Genomic DNA, 26,960 nt, shown 5'->3' on the forward strand with positions numbered 1-26,960 from the left:
CGCGCCGGTCAGGTCTGGTCGGCCGGTTGTCCGACGGCTTGGTCGGTGGCCGCCCAACTGGCGAGAAGCCTCAGTCCGTCGTACGACGGGGTACTGGGTTCGGCGCTGTAAGCGGTGAGAGTGAGGCCGGGGTCGGCGGGCAGCGGCATGGCCTCGAAGTGCAGGACGAGTTCGCCGACGGCCGGGTGGCGGAACCGTTTGGTGCCGGTCTGGTGCAGCCTCACGTTGTGGGCGGCCCAGCGGGTGCGGAAGTCGTCACTACGGGTCGACAGCTCGCCGACGAGGTCGGTGAGGTCTTTGTTGTAGGGGTCGCGTCCTGCCTCGGTTCGCAGCAGGTTGACGGTGACGTTGGCCGAGTCGTCCCAGTCGGGATAGAAGCCGAGTGCTCTGGGGTCGAGGAAGCGGAAGCGGGCGAGGTTGACCGGCCGGGCCGGGGCGTCGAATGCGGGGGCGTAGAGCGCCTGGCCGAGCGGGTTGATGGCGAGGATGTCCAGGCGGCCGTTGCGGACGAACGCCGGTGCGTCGGTCATCGCGTCGAGTAGTTGCTGGATGCCGGGGCGGATCTGCTGGACGGGCCGCTTGCGCGGCCGGGAGCCGGTGTTGGCGGCGCGGGCGAGGTCGAACAGGTGCTCGCGTTCGGCGTCGTCGAGCTGTAGCGCGCGGGCAATGGCTTCCAGGACGCTGTCGGAGACGCCGGTGAGGTTGCCGCGTTCGAGGCGGGTGTAGTAGTCGGGGCTGACTCCGGCGAGCAGGGCGACTTCGGCGCGGCGCAGGCCGGGTACACGCCGGGTGCCGCCGTAGTTCGGCAGGCCCGCCTGCGCGGGGGTGATCTTAGCTCGGCGGGTGGCCAGAAACTCGCGTACGTCGTCCCTGCTGTCCATGGCCTTCACGCTACGTCCGGTTCCGGACGGCTGAGGGGGTCTGTCATTACCTGCTTCGCTGCGCCCTCCCGCAATGCCGCTGGCCGGGGTTTCCTGGCAGACATGCAAGGTACTAAGCCTCGAACGGATCACCGGCGGGACGACGACATGATGAGATCACCGGGCACCTCGGAGGTCCAGCAGGCCGCAGACACCAGGCAGACACCGGTGGGGTTGGCAGGCCGCACGCTGGCGGTGGCGTCGGCGGGCACGCTGCTGGTGCTGCTGGCGTTCACGGTGCCGCTGGCCACGCTGTCGGCTACAGCGGCGGACCTGTCCGCCGGGCCGGGTGCACAGCGTGGATCTTGTCGTCGATGAGCACCGGCTGCGCGGCGGCCCTGCTGGGCAGCGGCGCGGTCGGCGACGACGTTGCGGTTGGTCCCTTCATGGCGGTGGCTGCTCAGGCGGTGTCCGGGTGGCGGCTGGCGTATTGGTTGACGGCGCTTGGAGCTCTCTTGTTGGCGTTCGGAGGTGGCCGCTGGCTGGCCGAGTCGCGGTCGGCCTCGCCACGGCGGATCGACGCGGCGGGTATGGCGCTGCTCGGGCTCGGGTTGACCGTGCTGTTGGCCGGTTTGATCGAAGGCCGTACGGGCTGGACGCGACCGATCACCGTCGGCCTGCTGGTGGGCGGTATTGCGCTGATCGTCGGGTTCGTCGTCGTGGAGCGGCGGTCGGCGAGTCCGATGCTCGACCTAGGGCTGCTGCGCCGCCCGGACTTTGTCGCGGCGACGGTTGCGGCGCTCGCGGCGGGTGCTGGCGTGCTGGCGTTGATGTCGTTCACACCGACGCTGGTCGAACGGGGCTTGGGCGGTAGCGCGCTGGCTGGGGTGGCGGCGATGTTCGCTTGGTCGGGTCTGTCGGCGGTGACGGCCCTGGCCGCCCGGTGGCTGCCCGCCCGGATCACCGCACGGGCGCAGCTCATCGGCGGGCTGGTCGGCTGCGCGATCGGTCAGGTGGCCGTGCTGGGCCTGCACCCGGGCAGTTCGATCGTGCGGCTCCTGCCGGGCCTGCTGATCGCCGGGGGCGCTAACGGTGTCCTCAACGCCGCGCTCGGGCGGCAGGCCGTGGCCAGTGTGCCGGCCGATCGAGCGGCGATGGGCAGCGGAGCCAACAACACCGCCCGCTACGTCGGCTCGGCCGTCGGCCTGGCCGTCGTCACGGTGATCGTCACCCACGCCGCCTCCGCACACGGTTTGGCCGGGCTGTTGTCGGGCTGGAACACGGCCGCCGCCATTACCGCCGCTTTCACACTGCTGGGTCTGGCCGTGGTGATCTTCGCCCGGCCACAACGACGAGGGAGCAAATGATGTCTGAGGATCGGCAGCCTTCGGGCGCACAGAATATGTTCGGCGACTTCGCACCCGCCCTGGTGCACTACACCGACGAGGTGCTGTTCGGGCAGGTGTGGGAACGCCCCGAGCTCGCCGCCCGCGACCGCAGCCTCATCACGGTGGCCGCGCTGCTGACGGCCGGCAACACCGAGCAGCTGACTTTTCACCTCGACTACGCCAGACGCAACGGCGTGACTGAGACCGAACTGATCGAGGCCATTACCCATTTGGCGTTCTACGCCGGTTGGCCCAAGGCCATGTCCGCGATGGCCGTCGCCAAGCAGGTCTTCGCCACCGACTGACCACCGGCCGCCGACACCGGCGTGCCGCGAGCACCGTTTCAACACCAGTGGAAGGATCGTCCATCATGCGAGGCGCAATCCTGTACGCCCCCGGCGACGTCCGGGTCGAAACCCGCGACGACCCGAAGATCGAAAAGCCCGCCGACGCCGTCATACGTGTCGTCGCGGCCTGCGTGTGCGGCTCGGACCTGTGGCCCTACCGCGGTATCGAAGCCGTCGCAGGGCCGACCCCGATGGGACATGAGTACGTCGGCATCGTCGAAGAGGTCGGCGCAGATGTATCTCAGATCCAGCCGGGCCAGTTCGTCGTCGGCTCGTTCTTCGCCTCCGACAACACCTGCGACATCTGCAAGGCCGGGTACCAGTCCTCCTGCGTGCACCGCGAGTACGCCGGCGCCGGCGGCGCCCAGGCCGACCTCCTGCGAGTCCCGCTCGCAGACGGCACCCTGGTCGCCACCGCCGAGCGTCCCGACGAGGACCTGATTCCCAGTCTGCTGGCCGCCTCCGACGTGCTGGGCACCGGCTGGTTCGGCGCAGTCGCCGCCGACGTCCAGCCAGGTAAGACCGTCGCCGTCGTCGGTGACGGAGCCGTCGGCCTGCTCGCCGTCCTGGCCGCCAAACAGCTGGGCGCGGAGCGGATCATCGCAATGAGCCGCCACGCCGACCGGCAACAGCTCGCCCTCGACTACGGAGCCACGGACATCGTGACCGAACGCGGCGACGACGGGGTGACCCGTATCAAGGACCTCACCGGCGGCCTGGGCGCCCACAGCGTGATAGAGGCGGTCGGTACGCAGGAATCGATGATGCAGGCCATCCGCTCCACCCGTCCGGGCGGGCACGTCGGGTACGTCGGCGTCGCCCACGGCATCCAATTGCCCGGTGAGGAACTGTTCTACTCCCACGTGCACCTGCACGGCGGACCCGCGCCGGTACGCCGGTTCCTGCCCGAACTCGTCGACCTGATCACCAACCGCACGATCGACCCGGGCAAGGTCTTCGACCTGACTCTGCCCCTCGGCCAGGCCGCCGACGGCTACCGGGCGATGGACGAACGCCGCGCCATCAAGGCGCTGCTGCGTCCCTGAACCGCCCACGCACCTGGAAGGAGCACATGAACATGGAACTCAAACCCGTAGCCGACACCGTAAAGACGCCAGCGCAGAACTTCACGGGCGATGTCTACCTGACACCCATCTACAGCGGCACCACGCCATCGCGGATGACCGTCGCGCTTGTCCGGTTCACCCCAGGCGCACACACCAACTGGCACTCCCACGCCGTTGGCCAGACCCTGCACATCACCGAAGGCGTCGGCCTGGTCGGCACCCGCGACGGCAACGTGATCCGGGTACGCGCGGGAGAAACCGTGACCTGCCCGCCCGACGAGGAGCATTGGCACGGCGCCGCCGCCAACACCTTCATGAGCCACCTGGCCATGCTCGAAGCCAAACCCGATGGCAGCGACCCCACCACCTGGCTCGAACCTCTCACCGACGAGGACTACCAGAAGGCAAATAGGGCTTAACAAAGTCAGCGGAGGGGAGCAGGTTGGTGCGCACCTTGACCTACCTCGGACCGCCGAAACGAGCCCCCAATTGCCGACGGAATCAAGGGATTGAGCAGCGGAAACTCAGCCGAGGTGCAGGCTGATCTCTATGGCAGGATTCGAACCTGCGCACCAAGGATGAGGCGTTCCACGAGATGGGTCCCATTCCACCGCCGCCTTCTGTCGTGGGGCCGCCGCAGCGCCAGTCACTCGCCTCGCTGGCCAAAGCGGGGACGGGTAGGCAGCTGACATCAGGCCTGTATCGGCCGCAGCCCGTCGATGTCCTCGTCCACATCCTCCGCCCTATTCGGCGCGGCTGGCCCCATTGCAGGCGACCTGTAGGTTCGATCGCCATGTTTAGCCCGTTGGCCAGCATGCCCCGCAGTGACACGGCGTGGCCGCAAGCGGTCGCGCTGGTTCCGGGTCTGCTCGTCGCGGAGCGTCGGGTGCGCCGTGGTTACGCTCCACTGCCCCTGAGTGGCTCGACGTGGCCTAATGCGGCCCCTTGGACGAGCGTCTCCTGGACGTCTGGTTCGTACCGTGTCGTCTGGCTTTGCTTGTGATCGAGTGGCATAGCTCGGTCTGATCTTGTGGGCATGGATTGGCGCTTCTGTGTCTGTTGTTCGATCGCTTCCGTCTGATATCGGTATGCGTCATCGGGGCTGCTCGAATCTTTGAGGAACTCTGGTGGTAGGTGTTGACATCAATCCTTGGCGTGCCGCAGTGTGTCGATCACTTTGCTCTCTGTGGTGCGGGGGAGGCGTCGTTCGTGGCTGGCCGTTCGACAGATTTTGGTACCGCGGTCCGGTCCCGTAGCGGCGCTGGTCCGTTACGTGTTGCTAGGCAGCGTCTTTTCGGCGTCACGTCGTGGCGGGCAGCGTTGTCGAGCGGTTCGTGGCGGCGTCGTGCTGTTCCGGTCATTGTCGCTTTGCTGGTGGCAACGTTGTTGGTGACTGTGGACAGTCCGGCCGGTGCTGATCCGGTGACACCGGGTGGGTCGTCGGCTACGCAGCAGGCGGATCCGTTGGCGGCGTTCGATGAGCGGTCGGCGGCATTGCTGGCGTACCGCAAGCGGCGGCCGGTGATCGTGACTAGTTTGACGTCGGAGACGTCGCAGACGGTGGCGCGTCCTGATGGCACGTTCGAGACCACGAGGCATATGGCGCCGGTGCGGATGCGCAACGATTCGGGCTCGTGGGTTGATGTGGACCTGACGTTGCAGCGGCGGCCGGATGGGACTGTGGCGCCCAGGGCGCATCCGCGCCGGCTGTCGTTGGCGGGGGCCGGCGCGGCGGGTGAGGACGCCTTGGTGGGCCTGGGCGAAGGGAGTGAGCGCACGACCCTGGGCTGGTCGGGGGCGCTGCCGGAGCCGGTGTTGGATGGTCGTAAGGCCACCTATGTCGATGTGAAGCCGGGTGTGGACCTGGTGGTGGAGGCGCGGCCGACGGGCTTTGAGTACTTCCTGGTCGTGAAGCATCGCCAGGCGGCGGCGCAGGTGGCATCGGTGGCGATGCCGTGGGATACGGGGGAGTTGGCTGTGGCGCCGCGCCCAGCGGGTGGTCTGGAGCTTCGGTCTGAATCGGGTGTGGTGGTGGATGTGCCACCTGCGGAGATGTGGGATGCGCAGCGGTCGCCGTCGGGGGAGCCGGTGCGTCGGGCGCCGGTGGCGCTGTCCACGACCGGCGCCGGTGAAAGCACGGAACTGGTGGTGACACCGGATGCGGCGTTTCTGGCTGACCCGGGGGTGGTGTATCCGGTTACGATCGACCCGTCGATTAACCTCGAGCCGGCATTTGACGCGTACGTGCAGGACACGATTGTCAATACTGACAAGTCCGGTGACACGCAGTTGCGGCTGGGGTACAGCGACGACCCGAACGAGGGCTGCGCATCTGGTTGCACGGCGCGTTCGTTCCTGGCCTTCGGTGGCCTGGGTGGTTACGCGGGTGCGTCGGTGATTTCGGCGGAGCTGTTCTTGTGGAACTTCCATTCGTGGTCGTGTACCAGCGCCGAGTGGCAGACCTGGCGTACCACGTCGGTGAGCAGCAGTACGCGGTGGGGCAGCCAGCCGTCGTGGGCCGCCCTTGCGGGTTCGTCGACGGGTACGAAGGGCTATAACTCCGGCTGCGGCGACGGCTGGGTGTCCGCGTCGGTGAAGGACGTCTTCCAGTACGTATTCAACAACAGTGGCAGCACCGCGACGGTGGGGATACGGGCTACGAGCGAGACGAACCACAACGGGTGGAAGAAGTTCGACTCCTCTGAGGGTGCCCACTCGCCGTACGTGCAGTTGGTGTACAACCGCAAGCCGCGGGTGCCGACTGGCTTGGCCGTCAACTCCTGCTACTCGGCGTGCGCATCGCCGGCGGTGGTGCGGTCGGGTGCGCCGCAGCTGGCCGCAGTGGTGTCCGATCCGGACGGTGGAACGTTGCGGGCCGAGTACGAGGTGTGGGACAACGCGAAGACGACGCGGAAGGCGGCGTCCGGGACGGCGGTGACGGGGGTGGCCTCGGGCACCTCCCGGCCGTGGCGGGTGACACCGACGCTGCCGGACGGCACATATCACTGGCGGGTACGCGCCTGTGACAGCTACCCGCCGTGTGGTGACTTTTCCGGCTGGTTCACCTTCACGGTCAACACGCAGGACCCGTCGCTGCCGACGGTGTCGGGGACCCCGTACACGGAGAAGCAGACGGGAACCTGGAACGGCGGGCCTGGGCAGGCGGGGTCGTTCACCTTCGGTCCGAACGGCGCTGCCGACGTGCAGGAGTACGTCTACAGCCTCAACGGCGCCAATGCGGTAACTGTGCCGTCGGGCACGCCGCAGGCGGAGAAGTTGACGGTGAACCAGCAGCAGGTGGCGACCGATGAGACGGGGTTTACGGCGGGCGCCAACGCTACCATCTGGCGCAGCCCCAACCTCGGACACGGCGGTAACGGCGCCCTGAAGGTGAGCGTCACAGCGACGGCGGCCAACAGCTACGGCCCGCAAGGTGACACCTATGCCACGGTGGGCGGTGACAACGGCGGCCTGCGGCTGGGCATGCAGGCGGGCAAGCGGTATCTGATCACCGGTTGGATCTGGGTGCCCGCAGCGACCGGACTCAACCCCGGTGGCACCTACGGGACGAGTCGTGGGCAGCGGATCGTCGCGTTCTACAACTCCGGCTCCGCCCACATCGAGGTGCCCTCGGGCAAGGCGACCGCGACGGATGCCTGGAACTTCGTTTCGCTCGCGGTGACCATCCCCAGCAATGCGACGGAGGCCTTCGTACGCCTCTACAACGGTTCACCGACCGGCCCGGACAAGCCGGTGTACTGGGACCACCTGTCGCTGCGCGAGCTGACCGGCACCACGACGGTCACGTCGATCACGCCGTCCAAGGACGGGCTGAACGTGCTGTCTGTGCAATCCCGCAACACGGCCGGGTTCACCTCGGACCCCCGGGTGTACCAGTTCCTGGTTAGCCCGAGCACCGCGACGTGGCACTGGCCGCTGGACGAAGGCACCGGCACGAGCGCCGCATCGGTGCCGGACACCCGGCCGGTGACATTCACTGAGGTCGGGGTTTCGTGGACCGGAGGACGGGTGGGCGCCGGGGCAGTCACGATCGGCAGCGGGGGCAGGCTCACCACGGCGGGCTCACCGGTGCTTGACACCACCGATCCTGCTGGCTACACGGTCGCGGCGTGGGTTCGGGCGACCGACCTGGCCAGCACACGGACGGCGGTGTCGCAGGACGGAATCTACACGTCAATGTTCCGGCTCGGCTTCCGCAACGACCGCGACCTCGACGGTGACGCGGTCCCAGACCCGGCGTGGTGCTTCTCTCTTACCCGCGCCGACTCGTCCACCGCGGTGGTGGACGCCGCCTGCACCACCGACTACGTCGCACCCGACGACTGGGTGAGCCTGGTCGGCGTCTACGACCCGATCAACGGCAAGATCAAGCTGTATGTGAACGGGACGCCGGCGGTTGACGGCTCCTACGCCGAGGCCGCCTACACCGGGGCCTGGTCGGCGACCGCGTCGTTTGCGATGGGCCGGGCGTGGCCGCCGGCCGAGTTCTGGTCCGGCGACATCGACCACGTGTACGCGGCCCAGCAGGTGTGGGACGACAACGAGATCCAACAGTTCGCTCTCCAATAGCAGGGTTTCCGTCCCGGCGTAGCAAGGATTGTGCGGTTCGCGAGGTGGGGAGGCGCTGTGGGCGCTGTGCGTAGCTCACGTCCGTTTACGGGAACGGCGATGACCGTGGCCGGTCGGGTCGCGCGTCGTGTGGCCGGAGTGGTCGCCGTCGTCGTGGCCGCCACGGTGGCGCTCGACGCGATCGCAGTGGCTGCACCGTCGTCGTGGCGGCCGCCGAAGCCGAAGGACGTCACCGGTGTCGCGGTAGCACCGGTCAACGCCAAACAGCGTCCAACGTGGACAGCCGGCGGCCGCGAGGTCAAGGCGCCCCCGCCGGTGGCCTGGCCAGCGCCGGGCAAGGCAACGGTTGACCTGGCCGCCGCGGCGACCTCGGCGCGAGACCTTACCCGTACGCCGGTGACCCGGGCCGGGTCCCTGCCGATCTGGGTCTCTGCCACCCCAACCGCCGCCGGCCGCGTCAACCTACGCACCGTGCCCTCCTCGACGGTCGACCGGGTCACAGTCGAGGTCCTCGACCGCGGCGCGGCCGCGAAGGCAGGTGTGTCTGGGCTGGCCCTGAAGGTCGGCCGCGCCGACGGCGTGCGCGCGACCGGCGCGGTGACCGTGCGGGTTGACTATTCGTCGTTCGCCGGAGCGTACGGCGGCGACTGGGCCTCTCGGCTTCGAATGGTGTCGCTGCTGGACGGCAAGCCGGTTCCTAGCCGAAACGACCCGACGGCCAACACGGTGTCCGCGGTGGTGCCGGTCACCGCGACCGGCGCCACGCTGCTGGCCGTCACGGCGGGCGCGTCGGGCGATAACGGCGACTACAGCGCGACCAGCTTGACCCCCGCCTCGACCTGGCAGGTGGCGCAGCAGACCGGGTCGTTCGCGTGGTCGTACCCGGTGCGGATGGTCCCGGCGGTCGGCGGTCCGGAGCCGACCGTTGCCTTGTCCTACTCCTCCGGCGCTTTGGACGGGCGGACGGGCGGCACCAACACGCAGGGCTCCTGGATCGGTGACGGCTGGGACCTGTGGCCCGGCTACATCGAGCGGCAGTACCAGGCATGCGGCGAGGACAAAGACGCGGTCGGCGGCGTCGACCCGAACAACAAGACGTTGAATACCGGTGACCTGTGCTGGCACAAGCCGGAGGGCAACGCCACCATCTCGCTCAACGGTCGAGGGACCGAGCTGGTCAAGTCGACGGGCAACACCTGGAAGGGTGTCTCCGACGACGGTTCGAAGATCGAGCTGCTGAAGAACACGTCGTTCAGCAACAGCGACGACGACGGCGAGTACTGGAAAGTCACCACAGTTGACGGCACCCAGTACTTCTTCGGCCGTAACACCGGCCCCGGCGGCGCCTCCGGCACAACCGCGACCAAGTCGGTGTGGACGGCGCCGGTCTACGGCAACCACCCGAACGAGCCCGGCTACACCGCTGGGGACTATGTGGCCTCCCGCAGGACGCAGGGGTGGCGGTGGAACCTGGACTACGTAGTGGACCCGCACGGCAACACCATGACCTACTTCTACGAGCGGGAGACCGGGGCCTACGCCCGCGACGGTGACCTTGACAAGCGGACCACCTACGACCGGGGTGGCTACCTGACCCGGATCGAGTACGGCAACCGCACCGACGCCGCCTCCACGGTCCAAGCCGCTGCGCGGGTGCTCTTCGATGTCGCGGACCGGTGCGATGCCAACTGCTGGTCGGGCTCCGACCCGTTGGCAACGTCGTGGTTGGACACGCCGTGGGACCAGTACTGCAAGGCGGCACCGTGCACGGATCAGCTGGCCCCCACGTTCTGGACGCAGAAGCGGCTGTCGCGCATCCGCACCCACGTGTACTCCGGCAGCGGCACCACATACAACGACGTCGAGTGGATCACGCTGCGACACACCTACCTGCAGTCGGGCGGCAATGAGGGCAAGCCGATGTGGCTGGCCGGCATCACCCGCACTGGCAAGGTCACCACCGCTGGCGGCGTCGAGGTCTCCCAGCCGGAGATCGTGTTCGATCCCGGCGCCGAGGCTCTCGCCAACCGGGTCGACGGCCCCGCCGACGGCCGCTCCAACCTGTTCCGATACCGGATCAACACCATCACCACCGAGACCGGCGCCCAGATCGCCATCAGCTACTCCACCCCGGAGTGCACCCGGACCGCGCTACCGCAGCCGCACGCCAACACCAAACGCTGCTACCCGCAGTGGTACGGTCCGGATGGTGAAGACCCGACGCTGGACTGGTTCCACAAGTACGTCGTGAAACGCGTCGACGTGTACGACAACACCGGCGGGTTCGAACACGAGCAGACCAACTACGACTACCTGGACACCCCGGCCTGGCACTACGACGACTCCGAACTGATCAAGCCGAAGAAACGCACCTGGAGCCAGTTCCGCGGATACGGCCAGGTCCGGGTCCGCAAAGGCCTGGAGTCCGGGGTCCAGTCCGTCGCCGAGTACCTGTACCTGCGCGGCATGGACGGCGACAGGCAGCCCAACGACGGCACCCGCGACATCTGGATCACCGACTCGCAAGGCGTCGCCCTCGAAGACCACGAAGCCTACGCCGGCATGCTCCGCGAGCAGAAAACGCTTAACGGGGTGGGTGGGGCGGTGGTGACCGGCACCATCAACACACCGGTCAAGCAGGGCCCCACCGCCACGTCCGGGCCGCTGAAGGCGTGGATGACGAACGTCGGCACCGTCCGCACCCGCACCCCGCTGTGGAACGGCAGCACCCGGTGGACCAAGACGGTCACCGCCTTCAACGCCGACAACCTGCCCTTCCAGGTTGACGATCTCGGCGACGAAGGCACCCCCGACGACGACATCTGCACCCGCACCCAGTACGCCCGCAATGCCGCGGCCTGGATCCTGGACAAGGTCAAAAAGGTGGAGAAGGTCGGCGTCAACTGCGACACCACCCCCACCCTGCCCGCCGACATGCTGTCCAGCCAGCGGATCACCTACGACCTGGAAACCAACGACTGGAACACCTACCTGCCCGTCAAGGCCGACGTCGCCAAAGTCGAGGAGATCGACTCCTGGAGCGGCGGCACCCCGGTGTGGATCACCGCCGCCCGGTCCAAGTACGACGCCAACGGCCGCGTCACCGAGGCCTACGACGGCCTGTCCCGCAAGGCCAGCACCGCGTACACCCCGGCCGCCGCCGGGCCGGTCACCTCCACCACCGCCACCAACCCGGCCGGGCACACCGCCACCACCACCTACGCCACCGCCTGGCACCTCCCACTGACCATCTCCGACAACCCGAACAGTGCCGTCGGCGAACTCACCTACGACGGCCTCGGCCGCCGCACGAAGGCCTGGTACCCCGGCCGCTCCAAAGCCACCAACCCCACCACACCAAACCTCGAATACATCTACCTGGTCCGCAACGACGCCCCCACCGCGATCACCACCAAAACCCTGACCGCGTTCGGCACCAGCACCTACAAGACACAGATCACCCTGTACGACGGGCTACTGCGACCACGGCAGACTCAAACCCAGGCACCCGGTGGCGGACGGACCCTTACCGACACCGTCTACGACTCCCGCGGCCTAGTCGAATGGACCTCCAATCCCTACTACGACACCACCAACGCGCCACCGGACACCACCCTCGTCGCCGGACCCGGCACACCCGCCGTCCCCGCACTGACCGAGAACCTGTACGACGGCGCCGGCCGCATCACCGCCGCCATCTTCAAAATCAACGGCACCGAACAGTGGCGCACCCACACCTGGTACGGCGGCGACCGCAGCGCCGTCACACCCCCCGAGGGCGGAACCAAAACCGAAACTCTCCTCGACGGCCGCGACCGCACCCGACAGGTACGCCAGTACCACTCCCACACCGCGACAACCTTCGACGCAACCACCTACACGTACACCGACCGCGGCGAACTGGCCACCGTCGCCGACCCCGCCGGCAACACCTGGCGCTACACCTATGACCAGCGCGGCCGCAAAATCAAGGACGAGGATCCCGACAGGGGCGAAACCACCTACACGTACGACGCGGCCGGGCAGCTCACCACCGTCACCGACAGCCGTGGCATCACCCTCGCCTACACCTACGACGACCTCGGCCGCAAAACCACCGTCCGCGACGGCGGCGTCACCGGAGACAAACGCGCTGAATGGGTGTACGACACCCTCCCGCACGGCGTTGGCCGGCTGACCAAATCCATCCGGTACGAGCCCGCCGGCTCCACCAACGCCTACACCAACGAGATCGCCGAGTACGACACGGCCGGCCGGCCGACCAGCACCGAGGTCACCATCCCGGCCAGCCAGGGCAGCCTCTGTGCCGCCGGCGGCACCACCCCGTGCACCTACACGTATGCCACCACATACCGCAACGACGGCCAAGTCGGCAGCACCACGCTGCCCGCGGCCGGCGGCCTACCGTCGGAAGAGCTGTTCACCACATACAACGAGGTCAGCGCACCCGACGGGCTACTGTCCGCCGCGCAAATCTACGCCGACGCCACCTACAACAAACTCGGCCAGCTCACCCAACGCCTGCTGGGCGAAGACGGCAGCCACACCTGGCTGACCTACACCATCGACCAGAACACCGGCCGGCTCACCAACGCCAACGCCATTCCCGAGCTCAAACCCGAAGTCTTCAACGCCACCTACACCTACGACGACGCCGGCAACGTCATCACCATCGCCGACCAACCGGCCGGCGGCGCCACCGACACCCAGTGCTACACCTACGACTACCTACGCCGCCTCACCGAAGCATGGACCCCCGCCGACGGAACCTGCCACATCCCAGAATTCATGAGCCAGATCGGCGGGCCCGCCTCCTACTGGCGCTCCTACGAATACACCGGCCCGCCCGGCCTGGCCGGCAGCCGCACCAAGGAAATCTGGCACACCGCTGTCGGCAACGGCACCCACACCTACACCTATCCAGCTCAAGGCGGCGCCGCCGGCACCCACCCTCACGCCGTGCAAACCGTCACCAACGACTACCCACGGGGATATCCGACACCCGACAGCACCGACAGCTACAGCTACGACAACACCGGCAACACCACCTCCCGCCCCGCTACCCCCGCCAACCAAACCCTCACCTGGGACAACGAAGGCCACCTCGCCACCGTCGCCGACAACGGCAAAAACACCAGCTACACCTACGACGCCGACGGCAACCGCCTCATCCGCCGCGACCCCACCGGCGCCACCCTCTACCTGCCCGACGGCACCGAAGTCCGCGCCCCCACCACCGGCGCCGCCTCAGCCACCCGCTACTACACCCACCTCGGCGCCACCATCGCCGTCCGCACCCTCACCGGCCTGACCTGGCTCGCCGGCGACCACCACAACACCACCGAAGCAGCCCTCAACGACACCGACCTCAGCCTCGCCCGCCGCCGCACCCTGCCTTTCGGCGACACCCGCGGCACCACCACCGGCACCTGGCCATCCGCAATGGACAAAGGCTTCGTCGGCGGCACCATCGACAACACCGGCCTAACCCACCTCGGCGCCCGCGAATACGACCCCAAAATCGGCCGGTTCATCTCCGTCGACCCACTTCTCGACCTCGCAGACCCACAACAGTGGAACGGCTACAGCTACGCCAACAACACCCCCGTCACCCACAGCGACCCCTCAGGCCTCTGCATCACCGACTCTCCAGGCTGCTTCTCCGAAATCGGGATCCCGCCAATACCGCAGGAAGACCCCGCACAAACTGGAGGCGGCAACGGCGGCTCCGGCAACGGCGGAGGTGACGGAGGCAAGAAAGGCTTCTGGGGACAAATCGGTAGCGGCCTCAAGAAAGGCTTCACCAACCAGATCATCGACCCGTTCGTCGGCGCTTACCACACGATCACCTCCAACTACGCGACCGCCTACCATGACATCAACGGCGTCCTCACCGGTGAGATGTCCGCCCTCGACGCCGCCGTCGACATCGGATCCATCTACGTCACCAACTACAAGAACACGCTCGTCGGAACCGTCACCGCACCCGTCGAAGCCATCGGCAACCTGATCCAAACCCCCGGCCACATCATCAAAGGCGACTACGAAAAAGCCGCCGAAAGCTGGTCCGAAGGCGCCATCGGCGCAGCGCTCATCGCAGCCGGCGGACGGGGCGGATTCAAGCCAAAGGCACCGAAAGGCGCACCCAAGAATGTGCCCGACTGCACACACAGCTTCGACCCGGCGACACCCGTCCTTCTCAGCGACGGGACGAAACCCATAGCGGAGGTCACCCCAGGTGACGTTGTCCTTGCGGAGGACCCCGAGACGGGGCATGTCGAACCACGCGAGGTGAAAAGAGCACACACCAATCTCGACACGGACCTCACCGACCTAATCGTTGTAACCGAGGATGGGCGGACCGCAACTCTCAAGACTACCCAGCACCACCCGTTCTGGAGCGAAGACCGTAACGGCTGGGTCGACGCCGAGGACCTTCGGCCAGGCGAGCAGCTGCGAACCAACGATGGGTCGTCGGTCATAGTCGGGTCGGTCCACTCGTATGACGGTGCCAGCGTCATGCACGACCTGACGGTCGAGACGGTTCACACCTACTACGTGCTCGCTGGGCAAACGCCGGTTCTCGTCCATAACTGCGATCCAGTGGAAAACCGAAAGCCCGGAGAGCTTTCGATGGACCTCTTTGATGCTGAGCTTCAAGGGGTCAAGCCAGCATTCTCCGGTTCGGATGCGTTCACCAAGGCTATGGGTACCGACGGGAACTACCTATGGGCCGTGGATAACACCGGCCGGCTTGGGATTGCTCCCGCCGGGCCAGGCATCAAACACACGACCATTACAGGGGGTCGGCCAGCCTACGCGGGACAATTTACAGTGCACGGAGGCCGAGTGACGAGGTTCGACAACTGGACAGGCCACTACACACCGTGCAAAGCGTGTTCTAGAACATCCCTTCAACGCGGTTCCGACGCCTTCCTCGGTGCCGGCGTTAGAATTCCACTCAGCGCCTGGGTCGACTATGGAGGCATCTGATGGCGGCAACACACCTGAGCGACTACGCGGTACTGCGCAGCCTTCCTGCGAAGGACCGGTGGGCGTGGATAGCGGAGACGTACCCCGGCCGACCGGAAATTCAATGGTGGCTATCGATCGCCGACTCGGCGGAGACGGAGATCCGCGCTCTGTTGAGACGAGGCGAATCCGCCGAGGAAGCTCTCAAATTCGTCGGGGCTATGCTCGAGCTTGGCGCGGAAGTCGGGTCGATTGACCCGCCGCGGGTAAGCTATTGGCTCCTAAGACTTGCCTCGTCGGCAATTGAATTTAAGGTCCCGGCGGACGAACTACCCGACACGATGTCTCCAGAACAAGCAGCGAGGCGTGCGCTTTTTGCGATGCCTCTTATGCCTGACGAGGCCGTGGGTGTAAGTCGTAAAATAGATCACGAGCTCGTACAAGGTATAGATCGGCCGGCAGACTCGGAAACGAGGGCGATTGGCGACATAGGTTTGCTGGTCCCGTCGCTAGATTGGGTTTACGAGTCGATTACCGACCCAGACGTCAGGAGACAGATCAATACTTGGCGCGAAGCTTACGATCAAATGGCATCCCCAAGTGGATAACTTGAGCTGCCGATGAGGCTGTTATGTGGTTGGGGACTGTCCCTATAGTTTTGTCAAGCCGCGAGGCGGGGTTCGTTCGCCGTTTTGGGCTGGTATGGGCTTTTGGTGCGAAGCATGGCGTGGAGGACGTCGATGCGGCGGCGGGCAGACAGATGAGGGCGGCGTTGTGTTTCTTGCCTTCGTTGGTTGGGTCGGCCCCAGGCGCGGTGCCGGCCTTTCGGCCGGTCCGTTTCCTCGAGCCACCTGCCGAACCCGGCGTGCCCATCGCTGAGCACCGGGCTCTCCACAAACCCCGATGGATGAGGGTTGTTGCTCAGCTTGCTGAGGTCCACGGCGTCGGGATCTTCGCGCCTCGGTAGCGGTAGCGGGTGGTCCGCACCTTTGCGGGATCGAAGAGCGCCATCTCGCCGTCAGTCGGCCACCAGCCGCCGGCGCAGGAGCGTCGGCGGATTTCCGCCCAGGTGATCTTTCGGTGTTTGTGCCGGATCCATCCCATCACCCGTTCCCAGGCGTACTTGGACAGGTATTGGAAGGTGGAGCTGGACACCCCTGGCCGGAAGTAGACGGGCCAGCCCCCGCAGCACCGGGTTGAGCCGGTGCAGCATGGCTTCCAGCGGGTGGTTGATGTTCTGTCGGCACATCGTCTTGACCTTGGCCATGATGTTTACCTGCCGGCCTCGTATGTGGGCATCCTGCTCGCACAAAACCGCACCCGGCTCGGCTACGACACCGTCGACCGGTACCTGAGCAACAAACATTCATCGAGTTCGTCGCACACGGACTGGTTGGCACCGTCGGCATCACCGTGGAACAGCTCCAAGAGATCGTCAACAGCCTCGCCGACGCCGGCGACAGCGTCGTGATCGCCGAAGACCACAGCGACGAGAGCACCGCCGAGCGACAAAGACGCCTCCGATCCCGCAGCGCCCGCTGACCACAGAACCCGGCCCAGCCCGATCCGTACGCGAAGCTCCCATCACCGCCGGCCGGGCCGCGCGACCCGCGGGCCACCGCAGTTGATGCCTGGCGCAATCTTGCCGATGCTGATCCTGTCCCGGATGGGTGATCCATGGGTGATCGATGGTTCCGGCACGGCACGACATCGTATGGTGGGAACCGGCAAGGCTCGGACTATCTATTGGGGGCTAAGTGGCACATTCTGGGACTGATTGATACAACGAAATACCGGATGACACGGCCTGATTTTGTCGGCGATCGAGTAATTCGGTTCTGGCGATGATCTTGTGGTTGTTCGTCGTGTCGAGCCATCGTCCTGTGTGGACTGTGATAGCTGACCGCGGTGCGATCTTGAGGTCCTTCTCCCACAGTTGAGCGGTGTCGTCGTGGAGTACATCGAGCGGACCGCGGCAGGCGTAGTGATATCAGCTCGAGCGGCTGCCGACGGGGGTGCGTGTCCGGACTGCGGCACCAGATCCGAACGGGTGCACGGCCGCTACCGACGTGGCCTTCGGGATACGCCGCTGGGTGGGACGCCAGTGGTCATTCAGCTGCGGGTACGCCGGTTCGTCTGCACCGAGTCCGACTGCGCGCGGGCCACGTTCACCGAGCAGATCCCTGGGTTGACCACGCCACATGCCCGCTACACCCCGCCGCTGCGGGCAGCGTTGACCTCAATCGCGGTGGCCCTGGCCGGCCGGGCCGGCGCCCGCCTCGCCGCGACGCTCGGGATGAGCGTCGCGCGGGACACCCTGTTGGGCCTGCTGCGCCGGACGGCTGTTCCGGACGTCAATGAGGTCACCGTCCTCGGCGTCGACGACTTCGCGCTGCGGCGCGGCCACGTCTACGGCACCGTCCTGCTGGACATGCACACCCGCCGCCCGATCGACGTGCTACCGGGCCGGGAAGCCGAACCGCTCGCGCAATGGCTGCGCGAACATCCCGGTGTGCAGATCATCTGCCGGGACCGGGCCGGCGCCTACGCCGAGGGCGGCCGCGACGGCGCACCGAACGCCCAGCAGGTCGCGGACCGCTGGCACATCTGGCACAACCTCGGCGAAGCCGTCGACAAGACCGTGACCGCGCACCACGCCTGCGTGCGCGCCGCGATGACCGCCGAGGCAGCGTCCGCGGACACCGAAGCCGCGATCACGGAACCCGCTGCGAATCCCGAGCCGGCACCAGCCCCGCAGCAGACCGAGACCGACGAGACGGACGGCATGCGCGACGTGTGCGGCCGGGAACGGTCACTGGTCACCCGGACCCGGGAACGCTACACCGCCGTCCAGCAGCTCCTCTCCGATGGCGCCTCGCTGAGCGCGATCAGCCGGGACCTGCAGTTGGACCGCTCGACCGTGCGCCGGTTCGCCCGCGCCGGCAGCGTCGACGAACTACTGGTCAAGGCGGTCAACCGAGCCAGCCTGCTGGACGGCTACGCCGAGCACCTGACCGCCCGGTTCACCGCCGGGGTCACCGACGCCGGCGTCCTACACGCCGAACTAGCCGCGATGGGGTTCGCCGGCAGCGTGCAGACCGTCCGCCGCTACCTACACCCGTTACGGGACAACCCATCCGTCCCACACCGACGACCACGACCACCGGCACGGCCAGCGGTCCCGAAGCCGCGTCACATCAGTCGATGGATCATGACAGACCCGGCCCGGCTTCGCCCGGACGACCAGGACCAACTCGCTGCCGTATTGGCCTGTTGTTCAGAACTGGCCGCCACCGCAGGCCACGTACGCGACTTCGCCGACCTGATGCGCAAACGCCGCGGTGACCGGCTCGCCGACTGGATGCACGCTGTCGAGGCCGACGATCTGCCCGCCCTGCACTCGCTGATCACCGGCCTACGCCGCGACCTCGACGCCGTCACCGCCGGCCTCACCCTGCCGTGGAGCTCCGGCCCAGTCGAAGGCAACGTCAACCGCATCAAGACGATCAAACGACAAATGTACGGCCGCGCCAGCCTCGACCTACTCCGCCAACGGATTCTCCTTGCCGCGTAACGCAACCCACCACAAGATCATCGCCAGAACCGAATTACGTGATCGAAACCCCGTCAAACGGGGGAGTTACAAGATCGCCGACACCTGATTTGGCCTCTTAATCCGCGGGTTCGGGGTTCGAGTCCCTGGCGGCGCACCACCCTTGAACAGGCCATATAGCCGTTGGGCTATGCGTCTTTGATGTTTGTGGGGCCTCCGTGGGGCGCGCGTGGGCGCCCCCGCCGCCGGCTGGTGCTCTTGCCGGATCGCTTACGGCGCCAGGCTTTCGGCGGCCTGGTCGGTTGGTGTCTTGCGGTTTTCGGCGGCCCGGTCCGGGTGGGGTTTCCTGCCCCGTTGGCCGGGGATGCGGGCGGCGGCGTGCCCGAGCAGGTCCTGCACCGTCTTGAGGTCGGCACCGGTGGCGTGGGTGAGGCTGGCGGCGCCGTGCCGCAGATCGTGCAGCCGCACCGGTGGCGGGCCGGAGTCGGCGACCAGCCGACGGAAGCGGCGGGTGAGGTAGTCGGGGTGCAGTGGGGCACCGTCGCCGGTGGTGAACACGTAGCCGGAGTCCCGCCAGCGTTGCCCAGCGGCGGCGTGTTCGACGCGCTGGTCGGTCCACACCTGAGCGTGCGGGCGACGCGGTGAGGGCAGCTCGACATGCCGTGCCGGATTGTCCCGAAGCAGCCCTTCGCGGATCGCCGCGTTGAGCGCCGAGCGCAGGGTGGCGCGGATACGATGCATTGTCGGAGTGGCCGCTACCGCAGCGATCATGTCTGCGGCGTGCCGGCCGGTCAGCTCGGCCAACCGGATCCGCCCAAGGTGGGGGATGAGGTGCCGCTCCACGTGCTCGGTGTACGAGCGCAGCGTGGTGGGCCGGATGCCGGTGCGGGGTAGTCAGCCAGGACCGCAACCAGCGGGCCAACGTCCACGCATCAGCTGTGGGCTGCTCGTCACCGCGGCCAAGGACGGCGTCGCGGGTCGCGACCGCGTCACGGCGGGTCGCGTAGCCGCCCCGGCGGACCCGCGCCCGCCGGCCGGGTAGCTCGGCCACCGCGCAGTCGAAGTGCCAGGTCCCGTGTTGTGCTCGGCCAGCCGCGGACAGGTCGTGTCGACCGGCCGGCCGGTGCGCAGATCCCGACATCCGCACCGCTTGAACACGCCACCACCGCTCACCGCAACCGCCAGCCCTTCTCCGTACTTTCGTCCTCTCACCATTGGCGCCGGTGATACAGCGACGGGAGCACCCGGACGGGCGACGCAGGAGCAGCCACGCCTCGGCGCGGCAGGAGGCGCAGTAAGCAGCCAGTGGTTCACTCAATTGCCGAAGAGAACGCGCGTTGCTTGGGGAAGGTGGAGGAGGAGTAGCCAAGCTGTCGCCTAGCTATCGCTGGGCTTTCATGGTTCGGCCATCAGATCGCTTTGCCGCCAATCAAGTCTACGATGGCCGCGAACCCATCATGGCGATCGTCGAACAAAGTTCGAGGAAGCGCTGCGCGTCTTCCCCGGGCTTGTCCAACATCAGGACGAGAAACAAGTCGGCGCTGAAGGCGAGAACGGTCAAACCGGTAATCGCTAGGAAGACCAGCTTGAACAACGGCGTCAGCTTCGTTACGTCGATTAGCGTCACGGAGTTTGGCTGCACTCGGTGTGCATATGAGATGACAAGTCGACGAAATCTGTAATCTCTGCCCGCAAGGTCGCCCAGGACCGCCGCAATCTCGGCGCGTTCTCGTTCGGATTGTTCTGGCGGCAGCGCGTGCAGATCGTCGACCAACAGCTGGAAGTACCGCAAACCCCCAAGTCGGATTTATGTTGCCCAGCGTGCGGATGACCAATGCGGGGTTGATCTTCGCGTCGGGGCACTGGGCACCTGGTTCGGCCAACCGGCCTGAGCGCTGTTTTAACGGTCGTCTCAGGTTCGCTCGATACGAAGCAGGCATCAGATAGGCGATGTAATCCGTATGTAGGAGGCTAGTGATGGCAGTCAACGCAGCGCCGTCCGGGGAAGCGCCGGCCGGTCGGTTGGCGGGCCGGTGGGTGCCGTGGTTGGTGATCGGGTTGTGGGTGGTGCTGGCGGCGGTCATGGTGCCGCTGAGCGGAAAGTTGAGCTCGGTCACCACCGACAGCGCCGTGGACACCCTGCCGGCCAGTGCCGAGTCCACCAAGGTGGCGGTGCTGGAGGACAGTCTCCCCGGCGGTGAGGACAACACGTTCGTCTTCGTGTACCACCGCGCCGGCGGCATGACCGACGCCGACCGCGCGACGGTCGAGCGCCACTACAACGCCCTTGCCAAGCGGTACCCGCCGAAGGTTACGACCGCGCCCGGCGGCGACGGCGAAGGCGAGGGCCCACCGACGAGCCCCTCCACCGACGGCAAGGCGATGATGTTCACCCTTGAGGTGAGCACGACCTACGGCGGACCGGAGGCCATCGTCGGCCCGTTGCGTGAGGCCGCGAAGGACCGCCCCGCCGGCCTGGAACTCGAGGTGACCGGCCCGGCCGCGGTCGACGGCGACCTGGACGCCGTCTTCGACGGCATCGACGTGCAGGTCTTCCTCACCACCGTCGTAGTCGTCACGCTCCTGCTGATCCTCACCTACCGCAGCCCGGTGTTGTGGCTCATCCCGCTGGTGGCCGTGGGCGCGGCCGCACTGACCGCGATGGCGACCGTCTACCTGCTCGTCAAGGGCTTCGGCATCGTGGTCAACGACCAGAACTCGGCGCTGCTGACGATCCTGGTATTCGGCGTCGGCACGGACTACGCGCTGTTGCTCATCGCCCGGTACCGGGAGACACTGCACCACCACGAGAACGTCCGGGTCGCGATGGTCCACGCGCTACGCGGCGCGGCGCCGGCCATCGTCGCGTCCGCGGCCACCGTGATCGCCGGCCTGCTCTGCCTGCTCGTCGCGGACCTGAACAGCACCAGCGGGTTGGGCCCGATCGGCGCGGCGGGCATCCTGTGCGCGCTGATCGCCATGCTGACGCTGTTCCCGGCGGTGCTCGTGGTGCTCGGCAGGCGGATCTTCTGGCCGGCCATCCCGCGGTTCAGCACTGCCGTGGCGGAGAAGCCGGGGCTGTGGGGACGGCTCGGCACCGCCATCAGCCGCCGCCGGTGGGCGGCGACGCTCGGCTCGCTCGGAATCCTCGGCGTGCTCGCCATCGGGCTGGCGGGCAACACCGGCGCCCTGCGGGAGCAGGACCAGTTCCTGTCCGCGCCGGAGTCGGTCACCGGCTTCACCGTTCTCCACCAGCACTTCCCGGAGCTGGGCGGCCAGCCGATGACGATCTTCACGCGGCCGGCGTACCAGGAGCGGGTGCTCGACATCGTCAAGCGCACTCCCGGCGTGGCAGAGGCTATCCCGGGCCAGACCAGCGGAGGCTGGGCCGACATCTCCGTGTTTCCGACCGACGCGCCGGACACCGTCGCAGAGTACGACACGATCAAGCGGGTGCGCACCGCCGTGCACGCGGTGAACGGGGCGGAGGCGATCGTCGGCGGGCCGAGCGCTGAGAACCTCGACACCGAGGTGACCACCAGCCGCGACGAGAAGCTGGTGATCCCACTGGTGCTCACCGTTGTCCTGATCGTTCTCGGGCTGCTGCTGCGCGCGATCGTGGCCCCGCTGGTCCTGATGGCGACCGTGATCGTCTCATTCGCCGCGGCCTTCGGCGGCAGCGTGTTCGTCTTCGACACGATCCTCGGGTTCAAGGGCGTCGACTATTCGGTGCCGCTGCTGGCATTCCTGTTCCTGGTGGCGCTCGGCGTCGACTACAACATCTTCCTGGCCAGCCGGGCCCGGGAGGAGACCGTGCGTCTCGGCACCAGAGACGGCATGCTCAAAGCCCTCTCCGCCACCGGTGGCGTCATCACCTCGGCAGGCCTGGTCCTGGCGGCCACGTTCGCGGTCCTCGCCTCGCTTCCGCTGGTGATGCTGATCGAGGTCGGGTTCCTGGTCGCCTTCGGCGTGCTGCTCGACGCCCTGCTGGTGCGGTCGGTCCTGGTGCCCGCCCTCACCCTGCTGATCGGCCGGCGGATCTGGTGGCCGAGCCGGCTGTCCCGACCGGTGGAGCCGCCGGCCGGTCAACGGCCGCTCACCGACGACGAGGAGCCCGCGCTGCAACGGTGAGCGCGGCGGCACGGTCGAGATCCGGGACGGGTACCCAGGCCCGTCCCGGATCTTTGTCAGGGGCCCGACGGTCGCCGCCCTTTGGTCCTGCGCCACGCGCCGGGACTGGGGTCGGCGCATCGCGGTGTCCTGCCCCGACGGTGAGCGCCGCGGGCCATGCCCGAGGGCCGCCGTCCCTTGTCCTGCGCCGCGCCGCCGGGGCGGTTCAGCGCACCGCGGTGTCCTCCCCGGCGGCTCGGCCCGCGATCGGGGCGGGCGGGGCCGCGGCCGGAAGGTCGACCCGCAGCAGCGCGCCACCGCGTGCGGAGCGGGCGACGGTGGCCCGGCCGCCGTGGGCGTCGACGACCCGCTGCACGATCGACAGCCCCAGACCGGATCCCGGCAACGCCCGGGCGCTGTCGGCACGGTAGAACCGGTCGAACACCCGCGGTACGTCGGCGGCGTCGATGCCCGGCCCGGCGTCGTCGACCTCGAGCACCGCCGACGCGCCCTCGGCGAGGAGCCGGACCTGGACCGGCTGGTCCGCGGGAGACCACTTGCCGGCGTTGTCGATGAGGTTGAGCACCGCCCGCTGGAGCGCAGCGGGACGCCCGCTCACCCACACGGAGGTTACGTCGAGCGCGATCTCGACGTCGGGCACACGGGAACGCGCCCGGGTCGCGGCGGCCACCACCACGTCGGCCAGGTCGAGCACTTCGGTGCTCTCGTCGGTGACGTCACCGCGCGCCAGGTCGGTCAGCTCGGCGGCAAGGGTGCTCAACTCGGCCACCTGGGCGCCGAGATCGTTGAGCAGCCGGGTCCGGCTCTCCGCCGGCAGTGCGCCGTCCAGGGTGCCGCGCCGATCGAGCCGGACCAGCAGCTCGACGTTGAGGCGCAGGCTGGTCAGCGGGGTCTTGAGCTCGTGGGCGGCGTCCTCGGCGAGCAGCCGCTGGGCCCGCCGGGAGTCCCGGAGCGCGGCGAGCATGTCGTTGATCGACTGGATCAGCCGCCGGATCTCCCCACCGCCCTCATCCGGGATGTCGGCGTCGAGATCCTGGGTGTGCGCGACACGGACCGCGGCGGCGGTCAGCCGGTCGATCGGTGCCAGCCCGGTCCGCGCCACGGTCCGCCCGACAAGGGCGCCCCCGACCACGCACAGCAGCCCGATCAGCAGCATGCCCAACCCGAGCCGGGTGATCGGGCTGTCGTCGGCGATGCGGGCGGCCACCTGGACCGCGCCGTCCCCCGCCCGCAGCGTGTAGATGAGGTAGCCGTCGCCGTCGCTGTCGTTCGACTCCATCAGGTCGGCCGACGCGCCCTGCGCCACGCGCCCGGCGTCCTCGCTGACCGGGGGCAGCGCGGGTTGGCCGGCCGGTGTCCGGGTCGAGCCGTCGGGCAGGATGACCCGCACCAGCCGACCGGATCCGGGATACGGCGGTAGCTGGACCTGCGCCAGACCGGCGCGCTCCGCGTCCGTCGCCAGGACGCGGGAGTCGGCGCGCAGCTGATCCTCGGCGGCGTCCTGCAGCTCCGAGTCCAGCAGCTCGATGGCCACCTGCAAGGCCACGAACACGCTGACCGCGATGGCTGTCGCCGCGATCACCGTCAGCCTGGTCCGCAGGGACCGCCGCCGCCACCATCGGGTCAGCCGGCGCGGTTCCCGGCCTGCGGGCCTGCTCACGGAGGAGTCTCCCGCAACGTGTACCCCAAGCCGCGCAGCGTGTAGATCAATCGCGGCTCACCCTCGGCCTCCATCTTGCGGCGCAGGTAGCTCACGTACACCTGGAGGTTGTTGGCGGTGGCGCTCATGTCAAAGCCCCAGATCGCCTCGAACAGCGCGTCGCGGGTCAAAACCCGCGTCGCGTTGCGCACGAGGACCTGCAGCAGGGAGAACTCGGTCCGGGTCAGGTGCAGCGGCCGCCCGCCCCGCCACGCCTCGAACCTGTCGGGATCGAGCCGGACGTCGGCGAACGACAGGATCTGCGACTCCCCGTCGGCCGGCGTGCGCCGGCGCAGCAGAGCCCGCACCCGGGCCAGCAACTCCTCGGTGGCGAACGGCTTGGGCAGATAGTCGTCGGCGCCCGCGTCCAGCCCCGCGACCCGGTCGGAGACCTGGTCACGGGCGGTCAGCATGAGCACCGGCAGATCCCGACCCGCCGCCCGCAACCGCCGGCAGGTCTCCAACCCGCCGAGGCGGGGCATCATCACGTCGAGGATCAGCAGATCCAGCGTGTCACCGCCGGCCCTACCGACCCCGTCGAGCACGGCGAGACCGTTGGCGACGGTGCTGGTGTCGTAACCCTCGACCTGGAGCACTCGCTCCAGCGACTCACGGATGGCCGCGTCATCATCCGCGATCATGATCCGCACGCCGGCCCGCCCCCTTCCAGTCGATGCTTTTGCCGCTCATAGTCCCCGATCAACCTGAGACCAGGATTAGCGCGTCGCTGGGGACCGCGCTCTTAGCTTGTTCTTTAACCTTTGCGCTGGTTGTGCGCGGTGATGGTCAGGTCGCGTTTGACGGTTTTGCCGACGTCGTGGCGGGGTGTGGGGCGTCGGTTTCGTGAGCCGGGCGGGCGTCCGGGTCCGGGTTTGCCGGGTTTCGGTGCGCTGGCTGGCAGGGCGGTGTTCGGGCGGATGTTCCGAAACCCGCGGCGGACGCGGGCTGGGGTGAGTCGGCCCGGCAGCGCGGGTCGTTCCCAGGGGCGGCGTAGGTCCGCTGCGAGGGGTCGGGCCAGCCGCAGTTGGGTGTGCGCGACGATGATCAGCCAGGTCCAGCGGTCCGCGGCTTGTGGGGTGCGTAGTTTCGGGCGGGTCCAGCCGAGGGTTTGTTTGAACAGGCGGAAGGTGTGTTCCAGGTCGAATCGGCGTAGGAAGGACTGCCACCAGCGGTCGATGTCGGCGGCGGTGGCACCGGTGGCGGAGCACCACAGCCACAGTGGTTTGGGGTCGCGGTCGCCGGGCAGATGCTCGACCTGGAGGCGGATCAGGGTGCCTTCGATGACGGGTAGGTCGCCGTGGTGGTCGATCCAGCAGGTGCGGCGGGTCAGGCGTGGGTGCAGCCGGTCCCAGCCGGCCGCGGTTGCGGTGCCGTACCGGCTGGTGGCAGTGGTCGTCTGGTGTTGCGGTGTCGGCCAGGTGGCCGGGGTGTCCAGCCGGAACTCGGGCCCGTGCTTGGGTGGCCTACCCGTGGTGCCCGCCGGCCGGGCCGGTTTGGGCAGGCGCAGCACCCGGTCGGCGCGGAGCCGGCCGAGCAACTGGACGGGCAGGTCGGTCAGCACATGGGCGAGCCGGGCGGTGTCGTAGCCGGTATCGGCGACGATCAGAATCTCGGGGTCACCCTGGCGCCAGTGCCCCGCCTCGATGAGCCGGTTCACCACGTCGCGGAGTTGGTCGGCGGTGACTGCGGTGGCGTCATCGGCCGGGCCGAGCCGTTGCGCGTCCAGGATCGCGGTCCATGAGGTGCGGCCGGACTCCAGCGCGGCCACGAACGAGTACGGCCAGCCAGGGATCATCTGCGCCTGGCCCTTGGCCCGGCCGTAGACGTGGCAGAACAGCCGATCCGGCGAGGTCACCGCTTCCGGCCGTAGCCAGTTACTGACATCGACCGCCAACACGATCCGGGCATCGGCGGTGCGTGGCAGCGGCAGACCGGCCAGCGTCACACGCAGCCGGGCGATGTCGATATCGCCCCAGTTCAGGCCGTCGTACAGGGCACCGTGACCGCGGCGATGCTCGGCGGTCAGTGACAACTCGGCCAGGCTGGTCACCGGCCCGTCAGCGCACAGCACTGCGTCGGTCAACTCGAACAACGCGTCCGTCCTCGCCGTCAAGCACCGGTAGTAGTCGCGGCGGAACGCCGCCAAACGTGCCGCCGGCGCCAACGCTGCGGGCAGCGGCGTTGCGGGCGTGTCGGGCAACACCAGACCACCGAGGTAGTCCACAATCGTGGCCACGGCCACCATCCGTTCTTCGTGTCCTGCCAGGGAACCGAAGGATCATCGGACGGTGGCCGTTCCACGTCGAGCATCGACACGCCGACGTCTACAAAGGACAGCAGTCACCACCGACGG

Annotated in this window: 17 protein-coding genes; 10 read left to right on the forward strand and 7 right to left on the reverse strand. The window is 67.8% G+C overall.

Annotated elements, in window-relative coordinates; genetic code table 11:
• Positions 1–8: 8 nt before the first annotated feature.
• Positions 9–881 (reverse strand): helix-turn-helix transcriptional regulator, encoded by an 873-nt coding sequence (locus RB614_RS42070; RefSeq protein WP_308718322.1) that lies wholly within the window; start codon positions 879–881, stop codon positions 9–11.
• 147 nt (positions 882–1,028) lie between these two features.
• Between RB614_RS42070 and RB614_RS42075 the strand changes: the two genes are divergently transcribed.
• From RB614_RS42075 to RB614_RS42105, 7 genes are all read left to right on the forward strand, one after another.
• Positions 1,029–1,238: a hypothetical protein gene (locus tag RB614_RS42075; RefSeq protein ID WP_308718323.1), complete on the forward strand. Its 210-nt coding sequence runs from the start codon at positions 1,029–1,031 to the stop codon at positions 1,236–1,238.
• Complete coding sequence (locus tag RB614_RS42080) at positions 1,235–2,227, forward strand: MFS transporter (RefSeq protein WP_308718324.1); 993 nt, start codon at positions 1,235–1,237, stop codon at positions 2,225–2,227. The genes RB614_RS42075 and RB614_RS42080 overlap by 4 nt, the downstream gene beginning before the upstream one ends.
• On the forward strand, positions 2,227–2,553 hold the full coding sequence (locus RB614_RS42085; RefSeq protein WP_308718325.1) for a carboxymuconolactone decarboxylase family protein: 327 nt from the start codon (positions 2,227–2,229) through the stop codon (positions 2,551–2,553). The genes RB614_RS42080 and RB614_RS42085 overlap by 1 nt, the downstream gene beginning before the upstream one ends.
• Before the next feature lie 65 nt (positions 2,554–2,618).
• Positions 2,619–3,641 (forward strand): zinc-dependent alcohol dehydrogenase family protein, encoded by a 1,023-nt coding sequence (locus RB614_RS42090; protein ID WP_308718326.1) that lies wholly within the window; start codon positions 2,619–2,621, stop codon positions 3,639–3,641.
• Positions 3,642–3,667: 26 nt separating this feature from the next.
• Complete coding sequence (locus RB614_RS42095) at positions 3,668–4,081, forward strand: (R)-mandelonitrile lyase (RefSeq protein ID WP_308718327.1); 414 nt, start codon at positions 3,668–3,670, stop codon at positions 4,079–4,081.
• Between the two features lie 955 nt (positions 4,082–5,036).
• Positions 5,037–8,252, forward strand: a complete 3,216-nt coding sequence (locus tag RB614_RS42100; RefSeq protein ID WP_308718328.1) for a LamG-like jellyroll fold domain-containing protein — start codon at positions 5,037–5,039, stop codon at positions 8,250–8,252.
• Positions 8,253–8,351: 99 nt separating this feature from the next.
• A complete protein-coding gene (locus tag RB614_RS42105) occupies positions 8,352–15,245 on the forward strand; it encodes a polymorphic toxin-type HINT domain-containing protein (RefSeq protein WP_308718329.1) in 6,894 nt (2,297 codons plus the stop codon).
• Positions 15,246–16,145: 900 nt separating this feature from the next.
• Here RB614_RS42105 and RB614_RS44560 read toward each other — a convergent pair.
• Positions 16,146–16,379 (reverse strand): hypothetical protein, encoded by a 234-nt coding sequence (locus RB614_RS44560; RefSeq protein WP_428983220.1) that lies wholly within the window; start codon positions 16,377–16,379, stop codon positions 16,146–16,148.
• Positions 16,380–16,637: 258 nt separating this feature from the next.
• Here RB614_RS44560 and RB614_RS42115 point away from each other — a divergent pair, with 258 nt between their 5' ends.
• Both RB614_RS42115 and RB614_RS42120 read left to right on the forward strand, forming a co-directional pair.
• Positions 16,638–16,766: a hypothetical protein gene (locus tag RB614_RS42115; protein ID WP_308718331.1), complete on the forward strand. Its 129-nt coding sequence runs from the start codon at positions 16,638–16,640 to the stop codon at positions 16,764–16,766.
• Positions 16,767–17,208: 442 nt separating this feature from the next.
• Positions 17,209–18,798: an ISL3 family transposase gene (locus RB614_RS42120; RefSeq protein WP_308718339.1), complete on the forward strand. Its 1,590-nt coding sequence runs from the start codon at positions 17,209–17,211 to the stop codon at positions 18,796–18,798.
• A 249-nt stretch (positions 18,799–19,047) separates the two neighbouring features.
• Here RB614_RS42120 and RB614_RS42125 read toward each other — a convergent pair whose 3' ends face one another.
• Entirely contained in the window at positions 19,048–19,518 is a 471-nt protein-coding gene (locus tag RB614_RS42125; RefSeq protein WP_308718332.1) for a tyrosine-type recombinase/integrase, read from the reverse strand.
• A 694-nt stretch (positions 19,519–20,212) separates the two neighbouring features.
• The gene (locus RB614_RS42130) at positions 20,213–20,551 is read right to left on the reverse strand and encodes a hypothetical protein (RefSeq protein ID WP_308718333.1); all 339 of its coding nucleotides are present in this window, start codon (positions 20,549–20,551) and stop codon (positions 20,213–20,215) included.
• Positions 20,552–20,754: 203 nt separating this feature from the next.
• Between RB614_RS42130 and RB614_RS42135 the strand changes: the two genes are divergently transcribed.
• Positions 20,755–22,908 (forward strand): MMPL family transporter, encoded by a 2,154-nt coding sequence (locus RB614_RS42135; protein WP_308718334.1) that lies wholly within the window; start codon positions 20,755–20,757, stop codon positions 22,906–22,908.
• A 205-nt stretch (positions 22,909–23,113) separates the two neighbouring features.
• Here RB614_RS42135 and RB614_RS42140 read toward each other — a convergent pair whose 3' ends face one another.
• The 3 genes from RB614_RS42140 to RB614_RS42150 form a co-directional block, all read right to left on the reverse strand.
• A complete protein-coding gene (locus tag RB614_RS42140; RefSeq protein ID WP_308718335.1) occupies positions 23,114–24,490 on the reverse strand; it encodes a HAMP domain-containing sensor histidine kinase in 1,377 nt (458 codons plus the stop codon).
• Positions 24,491–24,564: 74 nt separating this feature from the next.
• Positions 24,565–25,248 carry a response regulator transcription factor gene (locus RB614_RS42145; RefSeq protein ID WP_308718336.1) on the reverse strand — a complete coding sequence of 228 codons (684 nt, stop codon included), beginning with the start codon at positions 25,246–25,248 and terminating at the stop codon, positions 24,565–24,567.
• 113 nt (positions 25,249–25,361) lie between these two features.
• Positions 25,362–26,783, reverse strand: a complete 1,422-nt coding sequence (locus RB614_RS42150) for an NF041680 family putative transposase (RefSeq protein ID WP_308712986.1) — start codon at positions 26,781–26,783, stop codon at positions 25,362–25,364.
• Positions 26,784–26,960 lie beyond the last annotated feature (177 nt).

Origin of the sequence: Phytohabitans maris, assembly GCF_031085175.1 — a bacterium.
GTDB lineage: Bacteria > Actinomycetota > Actinomycetes > Mycobacteriales > Micromonosporaceae > Phytohabitans > Phytohabitans maris.